The 14,793-nt window shown below is 54.2% G+C and carries 13 protein-coding genes; 12 read left to right on the top strand and 1 reads right to left on the bottom strand.

What is annotated here, in order from left to right:
* Window positions 1-82 precede the first annotated feature (82 nt).
* The 9 genes from def to spoVM all read left to right on the top strand — a co-directional run bounded on the left by def (window position 83) and on the right by spoVM (window position 9,221).
* The gene (gene def, locus CBE73_RS06085; RefSeq protein WP_094093466.1) at window positions 83-565 is read left to right on the top strand and encodes a peptide deformylase; all 483 of its coding nucleotides are present in this window, start codon (window positions 83-85) and stop codon (window positions 563-565) included.
* Window positions 566-575: 10 nt separating this feature from the next.
* Window positions 576-1,514 (top strand): methionyl-tRNA formyltransferase, encoded by a 939-nt coding sequence (fmt, locus tag CBE73_RS06080; RefSeq protein ID WP_094093465.1) that lies wholly within the window; start codon window positions 576-578, stop codon window positions 1,512-1,514.
* Entirely contained in the window at window positions 1,511-3,172 is a 1,662-nt protein-coding gene (rsmB, locus tag CBE73_RS06075) for a 16S rRNA (cytosine(967)-C(5))-methyltransferase RsmB (RefSeq protein WP_094093464.1), read from the top strand. Before fmt ends, rsmB begins: the two co-directional genes overlap by 4 nt.
* Before the next feature lie 181 nt (window positions 3,173-3,353).
* On the top strand, window positions 3,354-4,400 hold the full coding sequence (gene rlmN / locus CBE73_RS06070) for a dual-specificity RNA methyltransferase RlmN (RefSeq protein ID WP_094093463.1): 1,047 nt from the start codon (window positions 3,354-3,356) through the stop codon (window positions 4,398-4,400).
* Between the two features lie 6 nt (window positions 4,401-4,406).
* Window positions 4,407-5,183, top strand: a complete 777-nt coding sequence (locus CBE73_RS06065) for a Stp1/IreP family PP2C-type Ser/Thr phosphatase (RefSeq protein ID WP_094093462.1) — start codon at window positions 4,407-4,409, stop codon at window positions 5,181-5,183.
* Window positions 5,180-7,339, top strand: coding sequence for a Stk1 family PASTA domain-containing Ser/Thr kinase (gene pknB / locus CBE73_RS06060; RefSeq protein ID WP_094093461.1), 2,160 nt, complete (start codon window positions 5,180-5,182; stop codon window positions 7,337-7,339). The genes CBE73_RS06065 and pknB overlap by 4 nt, the downstream gene beginning before the upstream one ends.
* A gap of 53 nt (window positions 7,340-7,392) precedes the next feature.
* On the top strand, window positions 7,393-8,289 hold the full coding sequence (gene rsgA / locus CBE73_RS06055) for a ribosome small subunit-dependent GTPase A (RefSeq protein ID WP_094093460.1): 897 nt from the start codon (window positions 7,393-7,395) through the stop codon (window positions 8,287-8,289).
* A gap of 4 nt (window positions 8,290-8,293) precedes the next feature.
* Window positions 8,294-8,962 (top strand): ribulose-phosphate 3-epimerase, encoded by a 669-nt coding sequence (gene rpe / locus CBE73_RS06050; protein WP_094093459.1) that lies wholly within the window; start codon window positions 8,294-8,296, stop codon window positions 8,960-8,962.
* A gap of 178 nt (window positions 8,963-9,140) precedes the next feature.
* Window positions 9,141-9,221: a stage V sporulation protein SpoVM gene (spoVM, locus tag CBE73_RS06045; RefSeq protein ID WP_055107596.1), complete on the top strand. Its 81-nt coding sequence runs from the start codon at window positions 9,141-9,143 to the stop codon at window positions 9,219-9,221.
* Window positions 9,222-9,338: 117 nt separating this feature from the next.
* On the opposite strand, the gene rpmB is transcribed toward spoVM, so the two are convergent.
* Window positions 9,339-9,527, bottom strand: coding sequence for a 50S ribosomal protein L28 (gene rpmB / locus CBE73_RS06040; protein WP_068696193.1), 189 nt, complete (start codon window positions 9,525-9,527; stop codon window positions 9,339-9,341).
* Window positions 9,528-9,980: 453 nt separating this feature from the next.
* Here rpmB and CBE73_RS06035 point away from each other — a divergent pair, with 453 nt between their 5' ends.
* From CBE73_RS06035 to recG, 3 genes are read left to right on the top strand one after another with little or no spacing between them, the layout of a single operon-like run.
* Entirely contained in the window at window positions 9,981-11,777 is a 1,797-nt protein-coding gene (locus CBE73_RS06035) for a DAK2 domain-containing protein (protein WP_094093458.1), read from the top strand.
* Window positions 11,778-11,808: 31 nt separating this feature from the next.
* Window positions 11,809-12,684, top strand: coding sequence for a DegV family protein (locus CBE73_RS06030; protein ID WP_094093457.1), 876 nt, complete (start codon window positions 11,809-11,811; stop codon window positions 12,682-12,684).
* Window positions 12,685-12,686: 2 nt separating this feature from the next.
* The gene (gene recG, locus CBE73_RS06025; protein ID WP_094093456.1) at window positions 12,687-14,732 is read left to right on the top strand and encodes an ATP-dependent DNA helicase RecG; all 2,046 of its coding nucleotides are present in this window, start codon (window positions 12,687-12,689) and stop codon (window positions 14,730-14,732) included.
* Window positions 14,733-14,793: the final 61 nt, after the last annotated feature.

Genomic DNA, 14,793 nt, shown 5'->3' with positions numbered 1-14,793 from the left:
TGGGCAAGGAACCTCCCATTTTATTCTTGGCATATACTAAAAATATACAATTGACTCCGTGATGTGAAGGAAGGGAATTTATATGGCATTAAGAATTATTGTGCTTGAACCGGATGAAGTGCTCCACAAGAGAGCGAAGGAAGTTACGAAGATTACCCCTAACGTGCAAAAGCTGCTGACCGATATGGCCGACACCATGTACCACGCTGAAGGCGTTGGATTGGCTGCTCCGCAGGTCGGTATTTTGAAACGGATGATCGTGGTGGACGTCGGCGACGAAAACGGGCTGATCGAGCTGATTAACCCTGAGATCGTGTCCAAAGACGGCGAACAGTTTGGCCCTGAAGGCTGCCTCAGCATTCCCGGCTACCGCGGCGATGTTAAACGCGCCCAGACGGTGACTGTGAAAGGCCTGGACCGCAACGGCAAGGAAGTCACTTATACCGGCTCCGATCTGCTGGCTCGTGCGTTCCAGCATGAAATCGATCATCTGGACGGCGTTCTGTACACAGATATTGCTGAACGGGTATACGAAACTCCTCGTGAAGAAGAGGAACGAGAGTGAGGCTGATGGCATGAATATAGTATTTATGGGGACTCCGCAGTTTGCGGTTCCGTCTCTCGAGATGCTTTTGGCCGAAGGCTATAACGTCGTGGGTGTCGTGACGCAGCCGGACCGTCCGCAGGGACGGAAGAAAGTGCTGACTCCAACTCCCGTGAAGGAAGCGGCTTTGAAGCACGGGATCCCCGTGCTTCAGCCTTCTCGTCTGCGTGCTCCTGAAGCGGTTGCTGAAGTGGCGGCCCTGAAGCCGGATCTGATCGTGACCGCCGCTTACGGGCAGATTTTACCGAAAGCTGTACTGGATCTGCCGAAATTCGGCTGTCTGAACGTGCATGGTTCACTGCTGCCGAAATACCGCGGTGGCGCGCCGATTCAGCGCTCGATTATTAACGGCGAGAAGGAAACAGGCGTTACGCTGATGTATATGGCTGAAGGATTGGACACCGGCGACATGATCGCCAAGGTAGTCGTTCCGATTGAGTATATCGACACATCGGGCACGATTTTTGACAAGCTGAGCACGGCGGGGGCCGAGCTTCTTAAGGAGCAGCTTCCGCTGATTATTGAAGGCCGGGCTGACCGTATTCCGCAAAACGATGCCGAATCGACCTATGCGCCGAACCTGACCCGGGAGGATGAGAAAATCGACTGGAGCGCCGATGCCGAAAGCATCCGGAACCGGGTGCGGGGGCTGCTGCCTTTTTCCGGTGGATTTACGACCTGGAACGGGGATGTGTTTAAGGTTTGGGAACTCTCGGTAGCCAAGGAAAGCGGCGGGGGTTCGGGCCAGGCTCCGGGCACGGTGCTGGCATTGTCTGACAAAGGCATCGAGGTGCAGACCGGCAGCGGTACGGTGCTGCTTACGCGCGTGCAGCCTGCAGGCAAAAAAGCGATGCCCGCGGCTGAATTTCTGCGAGGCGGCCAAATGAAGACGGGCGAGGTTTTGTCATGAGCGGCGGAAGAAACGAAGGCGGAAGTTCCGCATCCAAGGCTAGTTCGGCATCAAAGGCCGGAGGACAAGCTCCGGCTTCCAAGCGGGCAGGCCAAGCTTCGATCTCAAAAGTTGCAGGACAAGCTCCGGTCTCAAAAACGGCTGGACAAGCTTCCGGCAAAGCAGGCGGATCAGCTTCTGGCAGAAGCAAATCTGGAAAAGGCAAAACTACGGGGCAAACACCGGATAAAGTCCAAGGACCTTCATCCGGCAATGCCGGTGGACGAGGGCCCCGCTCCAAGTGGAAAGGATCGATTGCAGGTGGCCGCGGCATGTCTACCGCACGCGAAACGGCGCTTTATGTGCTGACGGAAGTGGAAACCGAAGGCGCCTATAGTAACTTGCTGCTGAACGGAGCCATTCAAAGCGCCGGTTTGTCCGGCCCGGACGTTGGGCTTGCTACCGAGCTGGTTTACGGCACGATTTCTAGACGGTCGACGATCGATTATTTTCTCGGTAAATTTGTGTCCAAAGGATTGGGCAAGCTGCAGCCATGGGTTCGCAATCTGCTGAGACTCAGCTTCTACCAGCTTTATTATTTGGACCGGATTCCTGCCCATGCGGCGGTTAACGAGGCGGTCAACATTGCCAAGAAACGCGGTCATCAGGGCATTTCCGGCATGGTGAACGGCGTGCTGCGGAATGTGCTCCGCCAGAAAGAGACGCTGAAGCTGCCGGAAGATCTGCCTGCAGCGCAGCGGATTGCCCTTGCGGAATCCCATCCCGAGTGGATGGTCGAGGGCTGGATCCGGCAGTACGGTGCCGACACGGCCGAGGCGATCTGCCGGGCCGACAACGAACCGCCGTCTGTCAGCGTCCGGGTCAACCGGACGAAGACGGACCGGGAGGGCCTGCTCAAGGAGATGACTGCTCAAGGGTTTGAAGCGGCTGCGTCCCCGCTGTCGGGGGACGGCATTATTGTGCAGGGCGGCGGAAACATGGCGCTATCGGCCTGGTACCGGGAAGGCTTGCTGTCCGTCCAGGACGAAAGCTCCATGCTGGTCGCCGAGGCGGTGGATGCCCGGCCCGGTATGAAAGTGCTGGACTGCTGCGCGGCTCCCGGCGGGAAATCCTGTCACATAGCGGAACGGATGGAAGGCAGCGGAACCGTCATCGCCAATGACGTGCACGCGCATAAGGCGAAGCTGATCCAAGACCAGGCCGAGCGGCTTGGCCTGCCCAATGTCCATATCCGGATCAGCGACGCCCTGGAGCTGGCCGGGCAATACGAGCCGGCTTCCTTCGACCGGATTCTGCTCGACGCCCCGTGTTCGGGGCTTGGTGTGATCCGGCGGAAGCCGGATTTGAAATGGACCAAATCCCCGCAGGATTTGGCCGAAATCGCGCAGCTGCAGCAGCGGCTGCTTGATGCGGTCTGCGGCCTGCTGAAGCCGGGCGGTGTGCTGGTTTACAGCACGTGCACGATCGAGCGGGCCGAAAATGCCGGGGCGGTCGAGGCGTTCCTCGCCCGCCATCCCGAATTCGCGGCGGATGAGACGCCGCAATTGTTCCGCCGCCTTACCGCGGCGGCGGACCGAGAGTCCGTCGGCCTGCAGGTGCTGCCGCAGGACGCGGGCTCGGACGGCTTCTACATCGCCAGGCTTGTTAAACAAGCCTGAGGGAAAATAGATGAAGCCGCCATTCCCTTTGGGGCTTCAAAATCTGCTCTTTAACCCGCCGCTTTGTGCTGGCGGGTTATTTCCTCTTTAGACTATCCGGGTTTTATGCTAAAATGGGAAGAATGAGTGAGCATGGCATCCCAGATGGCAACATACATTAATTTAGAACAGGTGTGTGAAAATGAAACCTTTTATATATGATTTTACGCTGGAAGAACTGCAGGCATGGGCCGTAGAGCAAGGCGAGCCGGCGTTCCGCGGCAGCCAGATTTTTGAGTGGATTTATGTGAAACGGGTGAACTCCTTTGAAGAAATGACGAACCTGTCCAAAGCTCTGCGCCAAAAGCTGAACGATCAGTTCCAGTTTGTTACACTGAAGGAAATCACGAAATTCGAGTCCAAAGACGGCACCGTCAAATTCCTGTTTGGTCTTCATGACGACCACGCGATTGAAACGGTTATTATGAAACACAACTACGGCAACAGCATCTGCGTAACCACTCAGGTGGGCTGCCGGATCGGCTGTACGTTCTGCGCTTCGACCCTCGGCGGCTTGAAACGGGATTTGACCGCGGGTGAAATTGTCGCCCAGGTTGTGAAAGCCCAGCAGATTCTGGACGAGCGCGGTGAACGCGTCAGCAGCATCGTGATCATGGGTACCGGGGAACCTTTCGAGAACTATGACAACACGATGAAATTCCTGCGTCTGATGATTCATGAGAAGGGACTCAACATCGGCCAGCGCCATATTACCGTATCGACCAGCGGCATCGTGCCGAGCATCTATAAATTTGCGGATGAAGGAACCCAGATCAACCTGGCGATTTCCATCCATGCGCCGAATGATGCTCTGCGCTCGAAGCTGATGCCGGTTAACCGCCGTTATCCGTTCGATGATGTGATGGAAGCTCTGCGTTATTATCAGGCGAAGACCGGCCGCCGTATTTCGTTTGAATATGCGCTAATCGGCGGCGTCAACGACCAGGCCGAACATGCCGAAGAGCTGGCTTCCGTTCTCAAGGACATGCTCTGTCATGTCAACCTGATTCCGGTTAACCATGTTCCGGAACGTAAATATGTGCGTACTTCACGGAATGATATTTTCAAATTCCAGCGGACTCTGGCGGATCAAGGCATTAATGTGACCATCCGCAGGGAGCAGGGCCACGATATTGCCGCCGCCTGCGGACAGCTACGGGCTAAGCATATGGAGTCTAATGCGAGGTGAGATCAGTTGATCAATAGTGTAAGTGTAACCAATATCGGTCATATCCGATCCGTCAACGAAGATTCTTTCTCCGTTGTTAAACTGGAGCAGGGTTATACGCTTGGCATTGTAGCGGACGGCATGGGCGGCCATCAGGCCGGAGATACAGCCAGCCGTCTGGCTGTCGAGACGATTGCATCGGATCTGTATGAAGTTTCTCCCCATTTGAATCCCGAGGCTTGCGGGGTGGCGCTTAAACAGGCCATTTTGCATGCCAATAGGGTCATTTATGAGACGGCCTCCGCGCATGAGGAGCTGCACAGTATGGGCACAACGGTTGTTGCTGTCCTGCTTGGGCCTTCCGGAGGCGTTATTGGCCATATCGGGGACAGCCGGGCGTATAAGTTCAAGAACGGGACAAGCGTTCAACTGACCGAAGATCATACGCTTGTGAATGAACTGGTCAAGAACAACCAGATCAGTAAAGAGGAAGCAAGCGTGCACCCCCGCAGAAATGTCATTATGCGGGCTTTGGGCACCGATGCGGAAGTGGAAGTGGATCTTTACCCTGTAACCTTGGAAGAAGAAGAAATCCTGCTCGTTTGCAGCGACGGCCTCAGCAGCTATGTTTCAGCTCAGGATATTAACCGGACGCTGGGGATGCAAGGGGTCTCCCTGAAGGAACGAGCCGAACGTCTGGTATCGCTTGCTCTTGATGCGGGCGGAGAAGACAATATTACTGTGGTACTGCTGGAACTTCAGTCCGAAGCACCTGGGTCAGGCACAAAGGAGTTGAGCTTATGATCGGTCACGAAATTGGCGGCCGCTATCAGATTCTTGAGCGTATAGGCGGAGGTGGAATGGCCCTGGTCTATAAGGCTCAGGATCTGCTGCTAAACCGTCACGTCGCGATCAAGGTGCTGAGGCAGCAGTTCGTTAACGATGAGGAATTCATCCGCCGCTTCCGCCGGGAAGCACAGTCGGCGGCATCGCTTTCTCACCCGAATGTAGTGAGTATTTATGATGTGGGCGAAGAGGACGAAGTTCATTACATCGTTATGGAGTACGTCGAAGGCCAGAATCTGAATGAAATTATTAAGGAGCGCGCTCCGCTGCAGGTAGATGAAGCCATTCGAATTGCGGCTCAAATCTGCGATGCGCTGGACCATGCCCATCAGAATCAAATTATTCACCGGGACATTAAACCGCATAATATTTTGATAGGCCGCAACGGACGGGTGAAAGTGACCGATTTCGGGATTGCGCGGGCAGTCACTTCAGCGACCATTACCCAAACCGGTTCGGTTATGGGTTCTGTGCATTATTTCTCGCCGGAGCATGCGAAAGGCGTTGCTGCGGGGGAGAAATCGGATTTGTATTCCCTGGGCATCGTGCTCTATCAGATGCTTACGGGCAAACTTCCTTTTCACGGCGAAAGCCCGATCAGCGTAGCGCTTAAGCACCTGCAGGAGGACTTTGAGGAGCCCCGGCTGGTCAACCCGATGATCCCGCAAAGCGTTGAGAATATTATTTGTAAATCGATGCGGAAAAATCCTGGCGAACGTTATAATTCAGCCCAGGAAATGCTGCTGGATCTGGAGACTTGTCTGCTCCCGGAGCGCAGAACGGAGCCGAAGCTGGCGTTTGGTCCCGAGGATGAGGACAACACGCTGATCATCCCGGCGATCAAACCACAGCCTGCTGCTGCAGCTGCAGCGAAGAGCAGAAGAAACCGCGATTACGAAGATTCCGATGTGCCTGATGAGGCGTCTAAGGAACCTGAGAGTAAGAAGAAATCAAGGAAACCGTTGATTTGGGCAGGTATTGTTCTTGCTATTATTGTTATTCTTGGAGGCATGGCGTGGTATTTCAAGAACCAGTTTGAAGTGCCGGATGTAACGGTTCCGAATCTGATAGGGATGACTCAGGACGACGCTAGAACGAAGCTGACAGAGCTGGGCCTTGCGGTCGGCAGCGTCAAGCAGGCTTATAACAAGGATTACGATCCTGACGTCGTCTATGAGCAAAGCAAGCCGGAGGGGACGGATGTCAAGGAAGGCGCTCTGATAGATCTGACGGTCAGCATAGAGAAGCCTCTTCAGCAAATGATCGACCTGAGCGGGATGACGCTGGAGGAAGCCAAACAGCAGCTCGTGAATATGGGCGTGAACGGCGACTCTATCTCCAGTACCGAGGACTTCAGCGACACCGTTGAAGCCGGCAAAGTCATCAGCCAGGATCCGGCGCCGAACAGTGAGTTTGATCCGGAAGTGGCTTCGGTTCATTTGACGGTCAGCAAAGGCAAAGAATCGGTAGCGATGCCGGACTTGACCGGACTGGACGAGAAAACGGCTAAAAGCAAGCTCGACGATCTGGGCCTGTCGATGGTGACGAAACAAGAGTCAAGCTTTACGGTTGACAAAGGTTTGGTCATCGAGCAGTGGCCTTACAAGCCAGGTGATTCTGCAGAACCAGGCGAAGAAGTGACCCTGACGATCAGCACCGGTTATCCGGAGGAAGCGGTCAACTATTCTTACGGTGTTCCTGTTGCTCCGGCGCAGGCAGATAAGAACAGCAAAATCCGTATTGTCTTCAGCGATGCTCGCGGAGATAACCAGGATTGGGGCACCAAAACGATCAACACGGTTCAGACGTTGTCTGTAGACCTGGTTCTTGCCCCTAACAAAGATGCTTCGGTCAGCGTGTACCGGGATGGACAGCTGTTTGATACTTATCGGGTATCGTACATTGACGCGAAACAGGGGACGGTGCCGACTCCGGAACTGCCGGTTACCGCTCCTCCTGAAACAAGCGACCCGGGAGAATCCTTCATCCCTGGTGAATCGGACGAAGATGGTTCGGGGAATGATGATACGGGTTCGAACAATTCCGGCAATTCTCTTTCCTCTTTTGACACCAAGCATGGTCATGACAAAGGCAAGGACGGAGACGGACGGTAATCATCCAAACCCGGACAACAACCCTAGATAGATAGATGAAAGCGAGGAACCTCATGCCTGAAGGTTTAATCGTTAAAGCATTAAGCGGCTACTATTATGTAAAACCTGACCAGGCGGGAGTGGACACCATAGTCCAATGCCGTGGACGGGGGATTTTTAAGAAAAAAGGATTAACTCCCCTTGTCGGAGATCGTGTCATTTATACGCCAACCGAAAACGGGGAAGGCACAGTAGACGAGCTTTTGCCGCGGGAGACGGAATTGATCCGTCCGCCCGTGGCAAATGCCAGTCTTGCCGTCCTGCTTTTTTCTGTGAAAGAGCCTGACCTGAATTTGCAGCTGCTCGATAAATTTCTTGTACATATTGAGCATGCGGGTCTCCGTGCGCTCATTTGTTTGACCAAACACGATTTGATGGACGCGCAGGAAGACGAACAGGTTGCCCGTGCAGTAGAGCTATATGAACAGGTCGGCTACAAGGTGCTTGTCACCAGTTCGCTGAAAGGCGAGGGCATGGAACGGGTTAAAGAAAATCTGGCTGGCCATATCAGCGTCTTTGCCGGACAGTCAGGCGTTGGGAAATCTTCGCTGCTGAATGCGATGCTTCCCGGTCTGACGCTTGAAACGAGCGAAATTAGCATGCGCCTGGGCCGCGGCCGTCATACGACCCGGCATGTGGAGCTGATCGAGCTCGAAAACGGCGCTTATGTCGCGGATACGCCGGGCTTCAGCCAGCTGGATTTCCTGGAACTCGGCGTGGACGAGCTGTCGATCTGTTTTATTGAATTTGCTCCTTTGGCGGAGCAGTGTAAATTCCGGGGCTGCAGTCACCTGCATGAACCCGGCTGCCGCGTGAGAGAAGCGGTAGAAGCCGGGGGCATTGCTGCCAGCCGGTATGAGCATTATGTGGAATTTTTCCAGGAAATGAAAGATAAGAAGCGGAGGTATTAAAACTATGGTATTAATTGCACCCTCTATTTTATCGGCTAGCTTTGACAAGCTGGGCGCGGAAATTGTGGAAGTAGAAGCTGCGGGAGCGGATTGGATTCATGTGGATGTCATGGACGGCCATTTTGTGCCGAACCTGACTTTTGGTCCAATTGTCATGGATGCTATTGCTCCAATCGCAAAGAAACCGCTTGATGTTCATTTAATGATCGAGAATCCGGAAAATTATATCCCGGCCTTCGCTAAAGCTGGAGCCCATGTGATTACCGTTCACGCAGAGGCCTGCGTGCATTTGCACCGTGTACTGCATTTAATCAAGGAGCATGGAGTCAAAGCCGGTGTAGCGATTAATCCGGGAACTCCGGTATCGGCGATTGAACAGGTGCTTGAAGACGTGGACCTGGTGCTGGTGATGACCGTGAACCCTGGTTTCGGCGGACAAGCGTTCATCCCGACGACAGTACGTAAAATTGCCGAAATCAGAAGACTGCAGCAGGAGCGGGGCATTGCCAGCTTGCATATTGAAGTAGACGGCGGTATTACGTCTGAAACCGCTCCGATCGTAGTAGAAGCGGGCGCAGATGTGCTGGTAGCCGGAAGTGCGGTATTTGGCCGCAGCGACCGTGCTGAGGCGATTCGTGAGATTCGCTCCAGCGTGGCTATTTCCCAGGGCTGATTTACGAAAAGGACAAGCAAGGTCAAAGATCGAATGGAATAGGCGGAGTCCACTTCGCATAGAAATGGTTACATGAGCAGGCGTTTTCTCATGTGGCCATTTTTTTTGTGCGCGAAAGCGGGACTCGGGCACTCAGATCCGCATATGGTAATGGTGAGAATGATGGGGAGGGTGAATGATGAAATTTTACACATTTAAGCTGCCGAAGTTTTTGGGAGGATTTGTGAAGGCTGTTTTGAATACATTTCAAAAGAATTAAACAAAACCGGCTGCCGGAACCGAGCGTAGGGAACCGGACCCCCTGCGCCTTCCGCACCAGGACATGAAAAAAGCACCTCTATAATCAAAGGTGCTTTTTGTTTATATGCGTATGTGATTAAACGCGTGTTACCTTGCCGGATTTCAGCGCGCGGGTGCTGACATAAACGCGTTTTGGTTTACCGTCTACCAAGATCCGTACCTTTTGCACGTTTACGCCCCAAGAACGGCGGTTACGGTTGTTTGCATGGGAAACATGGTTACCGGTGCTTGGTTTCTTGCCAGTTACATAACATTTGCGGGACATTGATTACACCTCCTTATTCCAAGACTCTCATCTTGAAAACACAACACTTTTAATATAATATCACAGCAAAAAAAGCTACGTCAACAGCTGTGTAAACATTATTTCCGGCTGCACGGCATCTTTTATTTATTTCTCTTTGTTCTTATAGTACAATGTTGTTTAAAGCCGGGCATCCCTGATGCGGTTTGGCCGCTGTTTGGGGATGCTTGCACACGGGCGGATCCTTCAGGGCGATTGGCCACCTGCGATCCGGGGACTGTTGTTTGACCTGACCATCCATTTTGATTTCATACTTGATTTTGCGATAAGAAGAAGCGGAGTCAGGGGAGTTCCGGTATCGGACCGGTTTTTATAGACCAAAATGAAGCATAGGAGCCGCAGAGAAGCCGGCTGAATAACAGGCCGTTTATTTTACTGCGCAAAGCGTATTTAAGCTAGGAAGGGGAATTCTCATTGAGTAAGCGTTCTCTAAATGGAACAGATTTCAGCGCGATGGTTCTTGCCGGAGCGGAGCAGCTTCACAGACATGCCGAGCATGTCAATTCACTGAACGTATTTCCGGTCCCAGATGGTGACACCGGAACCAACATGAATTTGACGATGACAAACGGGGTAACGGAGCTGCGTAAACAGAATACCGGAGGTGTGGGAACCAGAGCTGCCGTTCTTTCCAAGGGACTGCTGATGGGGGCCCGCGGCAACTCGGGAGTTATTTTGTCCCAGCTGTTTCGCGGGTTTGGCCGCTATGCAGCATCATTTGAAGAATTAAACGCTGTGCAATTTGCATCAGCGCTGCAGAGCGGTGTCGATACTGCTTATAAAGCCGTTGTTAAACCGGTCGAGGGAACGATTTTGACGGTGGCGAAAGAGGCGGCGAAACAGGCCGTTTATTTCTCGCGCCGCACAAACGACGTAACCGAACTTATGAACGAGGTGCTGAATAAAGCGAAGGAGGCTTTGGCCCAAACGCCGGAACAGCTGCCCGTGCTTAAGCAGGTCGGAGTCGTGGACTCGGGTGGACAAGGGCTTGTATATATTTATCAAGGCTTTGCCGATTATTTGAACGGAATGACGCTGCAAACGTCCGGAACGGTTCTGCCTGAAGGACAAGCTGTCGTTAATCCGGCGAACGTGACGGTGCCTGAAGAGCAGTCTGTACAACCTGTACAGCGGCCGTTTGCGGAAGTGCCAATGTCGGCGCAAGCGAAGCTTGAGACGGAAGATATTGAATTCCTGTATGACATGGAATTTTTCATTAACCGCAAGCTTGGGGGCGGCCAGTCCGAAAGCTTCTCGGAGGACGCCTTCCGCAGCGCCTTGGCCGTTAACGGAGATTCGATTATTGTCATTGCGGACGACGAAATCATCAAGGTGCATGTCCATTCCAAGGCGCCTGGCGAAGTGCTTAACCTCGCGCTGAAGTATGGAGAAATTACGCAGATTCATATTTTGAATATGCGGGAGCAGCACCGGGATCTGCTGACGGCAGGCATGGATATCGCTCCGGCTCCCGAGCTGTTTGCCGATATACCGGCCGAACCGGTAAGGCATGAGGATCCGGCGATTCTGCCGGCCGATGAACTGGCTCCATATGGTTTTATCGCGGTGGCCTCGGGCGACGGCATTACGGAGATCTTTAAAAGTCTCGGTGTAGACATTGTCTTGTCCGGCGGACAAACGATGAATCCGAGTACGGAAGATTTCGTAAATGCGGTTAAGTCGATTACGGCCCAGCACATCTTCATTCTGCCGAACAATTCGAATATTGTACTGGCGGCCCAGCAGGCACGTGATTTGCTGGAAGGCGAGCGTAGCATTACGGTCATTCCGAGCAAAAGTATTCCGCAGGGCATGGCAGCGGCGTTTGCTTTCCAGGAGGAAGATGACATTCAGCTCAACGAAAGCCGTATGAATGCGGCGGTCAGCGAAGTCAAAACCGGACAGGTGACTTATGCGGTCCGCGACACTTCCTTTGACGGGCTGGAAATCCGGGCGGGACATTATATCGGCATTGCCGATTCCAAGATTGTGGCTACGGAAGAAAATATGATTGCCACCTGTCAGGAGCTGCTGTCCCAAATGCTCGTAAACGGCGATGAAATCGTGACGATTCTGACCGGCGAGGAGGCCAAAGAGGGAGAGACGCTGCAGTTGACCGGATGGATCAATGAACATTATCCGGATGTAGAGGTCGAAGCTCATGAAGGCGGTCAGCCAATCTATTATTATTTGTTCTCGGTGGAAGGATAACTGAACCGCGAGCATAGTCAGGAGGAGAAAGATGGCGAAACCCGTTATCGTAACAGACAGCACAGCCGATGTGCCTAAATCAATCGTCGAAGCTTACGGGATTCACGTCATTCCGATGGTTGTCCGGTTTGGTGAAGACTCGTACCGCGAAGGAATCGATATGACCGCAGGCGAATTCTACGAACGGCTGGAGAATGAGAAAGAGCTGCCGACCACGTCACAGACGTCACCTTCGGAGTATATGGAGGTGTTCCGGGGGCTCCTGGAAGCGAATCCGAGCAGTGCGGTGATTTCGATTCACCTTTCTTCCGGGATGAGCGGCACTTACCAGGCTTCTATGCTTGGTAAAGATATGCTCGAAGAAGAGCTTGGACATCCGGTAGACGTGCATGTGGTCGATTCCAGATGTGCAAGCTACGGCTTCGGCATGTTGGTTACGGCAGCGGCCCGTTTGGTGGAAGAGGGGGCGGATACGGCGGCGATTCTGAGGGAAGTTGAACGCCTGATCCAGGTCCGGCATTTGTATTTCATGGTCGACACGCTGGAATATTTACAGAAAGGCGGCCGGATTGGCCGGGCAACGGCGCTTCTTGGTACTTTGCTGAACATCAAGCCAATTCTTTCGGTCGGCGAGGACGGCGTGATCTATTCGGTGGACAAAGCTAGAGGACGGAAAAAAGCGATTGCCCGCATGATGGAGCTGTTCCGCAAAGACTTTGGCGACGTGAAGGATATTCATGTGGCGCTCGCCGATTCGGCCAATCCGGAAGGAGCCGAAGAAATTTTGGCGGAGCTGCGGAATCATTTTACGCTGCATGAAGTAGTCCGAACGGATATTGGCGCCGTGGTTGGCGCTCATGTGGGGCGCGGGACGGTTGCTGTATTTTGCTGGCCAGCGAGGGATTAAACATGTTGTTAAATGAAATTCCGGTAAAAAAAGTCAGCGGCGTGAGTGCTCTCAAAGAAGGAGAGCTTCACGCCTTTCATATCTTTACGGTGAACGATTTGCTCGAATATTACCCGTTCCGTTACGAGGATTACCGGCTCCGGCCGCTCAGCGAGGTACAGGATGGCGAGAAAGCGACTGTGCAGGCTAAAGTGTTCGGTGTACCTGTTCTGCAGCGTTACGGCAAGAAGTCCAGGCTGACCTGCAAAATGATGGCCGACGACTGGATGTTTTCGGCAACCTGGTTTAACCGCCATTTTCTGAAGGAGCAGCTGACGCCTGGGCGGGAAGTGACGCTGACCGGCAAATGGGATATGCGCCGGATGCAGCTGACGGTTTCCGATTCGGAATTCCCGGATCAGGGGGTAAGCCGCAGCGGCAGCCTGCAGCCGGTTTATTCGGTAGGCGGGAACATTACGCAGGCGTGGATGCGCAAGACGATCAAGCAGGCGCTCATGCAGTACGGCGAGATGATCCCGGAAATTCTGCCGCAGGAGCTTGTGCAGAAATACGGTCTGATGGCCCGCAGCCGGGCGATTCAGCGCATCCACCAGCCGGTGGACAACGAGGAAGGTCAGCAGGCGCGGCGGCGGATGGTATATGAGGAGCTGTTTCTGTTTCAATTAAAGCTGCAGGTATATCGGGCGATGAACCAGCAGCGTCAGGACGGGGTGCAGCATACGGTCGATAATGCGACCATGCGCGAATTTGTGCGCAGCCTGCCCTTTGAGCTGACGGATGCGCAGAAGAAGGTGGAGCTAGAGATCCTGCAGGATATGCGCTCCCCTTACTGCATGAACCGCCTGCTGCAGGGCGATGTAGGCTCCGGCAAAACAGTGGTAGCGGCACTGGCGCTGTATGCGGCCGTCAAATCGGGGTACCAGGGCGCACTGATGGTCCCGACGGAAATTCTGGCGGAGCAGCATGCCCGCTCGCTGGCGAAATTATTTGAGCCGTTTGGCATTATGGTGGGGCTGCTTACAGGCAGCATTACGGGGCGTAAAAGAAAAGACCTCCTGGCTTCACTGCAGATGGGATTAATCGATATTGTGGTCGGCACCCATGCGCTGATTCAGGAGGATGTTTTCTTCCGGTCGCTGGGCCTCGTAGTTACGGACGAGCAGCACCGCTTCGGGGTAAACCAGCGCAGCATCCTGCGGCGCAAAGGCTACAACCCGGACGTGCTGACGATGACGGCAACGCCGATTCCGCGCACGCTGGCGATTACCGCCTTTGGCGATATGGATGTCTCTACATTGTCCGAACGTCCGGCAGGCCGGAAGCCGATCTCGACTTATTGGGTCAAGCACAGCATGATGGACCGGGTGCTTGGTTTCATTAACCGGGAGATCAGTCAGGGGCGGCAGGCTTATCTGATCTGCCCGCTGATCGAGGAATCGGACAAGCTGGACGTGCAGAATGCGATCGACCTGTTCGTTTCGATGCAGCAGGCTTTCCCGGACTTTAAAGTAGGGCTGCTGCACGGGCGGATGACGCCGGCGGAAAAGGAAGAAGCGATGCGTCTATTCTACGCGAATGAAACGCAGCTGCTCGTTTCGACGACGGTCGTCGAGGTTGGCGTGGACGTGCCGAACGCAACGCTGATGATCGTCATGGACGCCGACCGGTTTGGGCTGTCGCAGCTGCATCAGCTGCGCGGCCGGGTCGGCCGGGGGGAGCACGCGTCTTATTGCGTGCTCATTGCGGATCCGAAGTCGGAGGTAGGTCAGGAGCGCATGCGCGTGATGACCGAAACGGACGACGGCTTCGAGGTGGCTCGGCGGGACCTGGAGCTGCGCGGTCCCGGCGATTTCTTCGGCACGAAGCAGAGCGGCGTGCCGGAGTTTCGAATCGCGGACATGGTCAGCGATTTCGCAGTGCTGGAGGCGGCGAGGGACGACGCCGCCGCGCTGGTGCGGGAGCCGGCGTTCTGGACGTCGCCGGCTTATCTGCCGCTGCGGGAGTATCTGCAGCGGGAGCAGATTTTACAGGGCGAGCTGATCGACTAGTGTACCGCCGCGGTTAGCGTGCCTTGTTGACTGCTGCGGTCCGTTCCCATAGGTAAGCAGA

This window comes from Paenibacillus physcomitrellae, from assembly GCF_002240225.1.
In the GTDB taxonomy this organism is placed as follows: Bacteria; Bacillota; Bacilli; order Paenibacillales; family Paenibacillaceae; genus Fontibacillus; species Fontibacillus physcomitrellae.
This window is presented reverse-complemented; position numbering and strand designations above follow the sequence as displayed.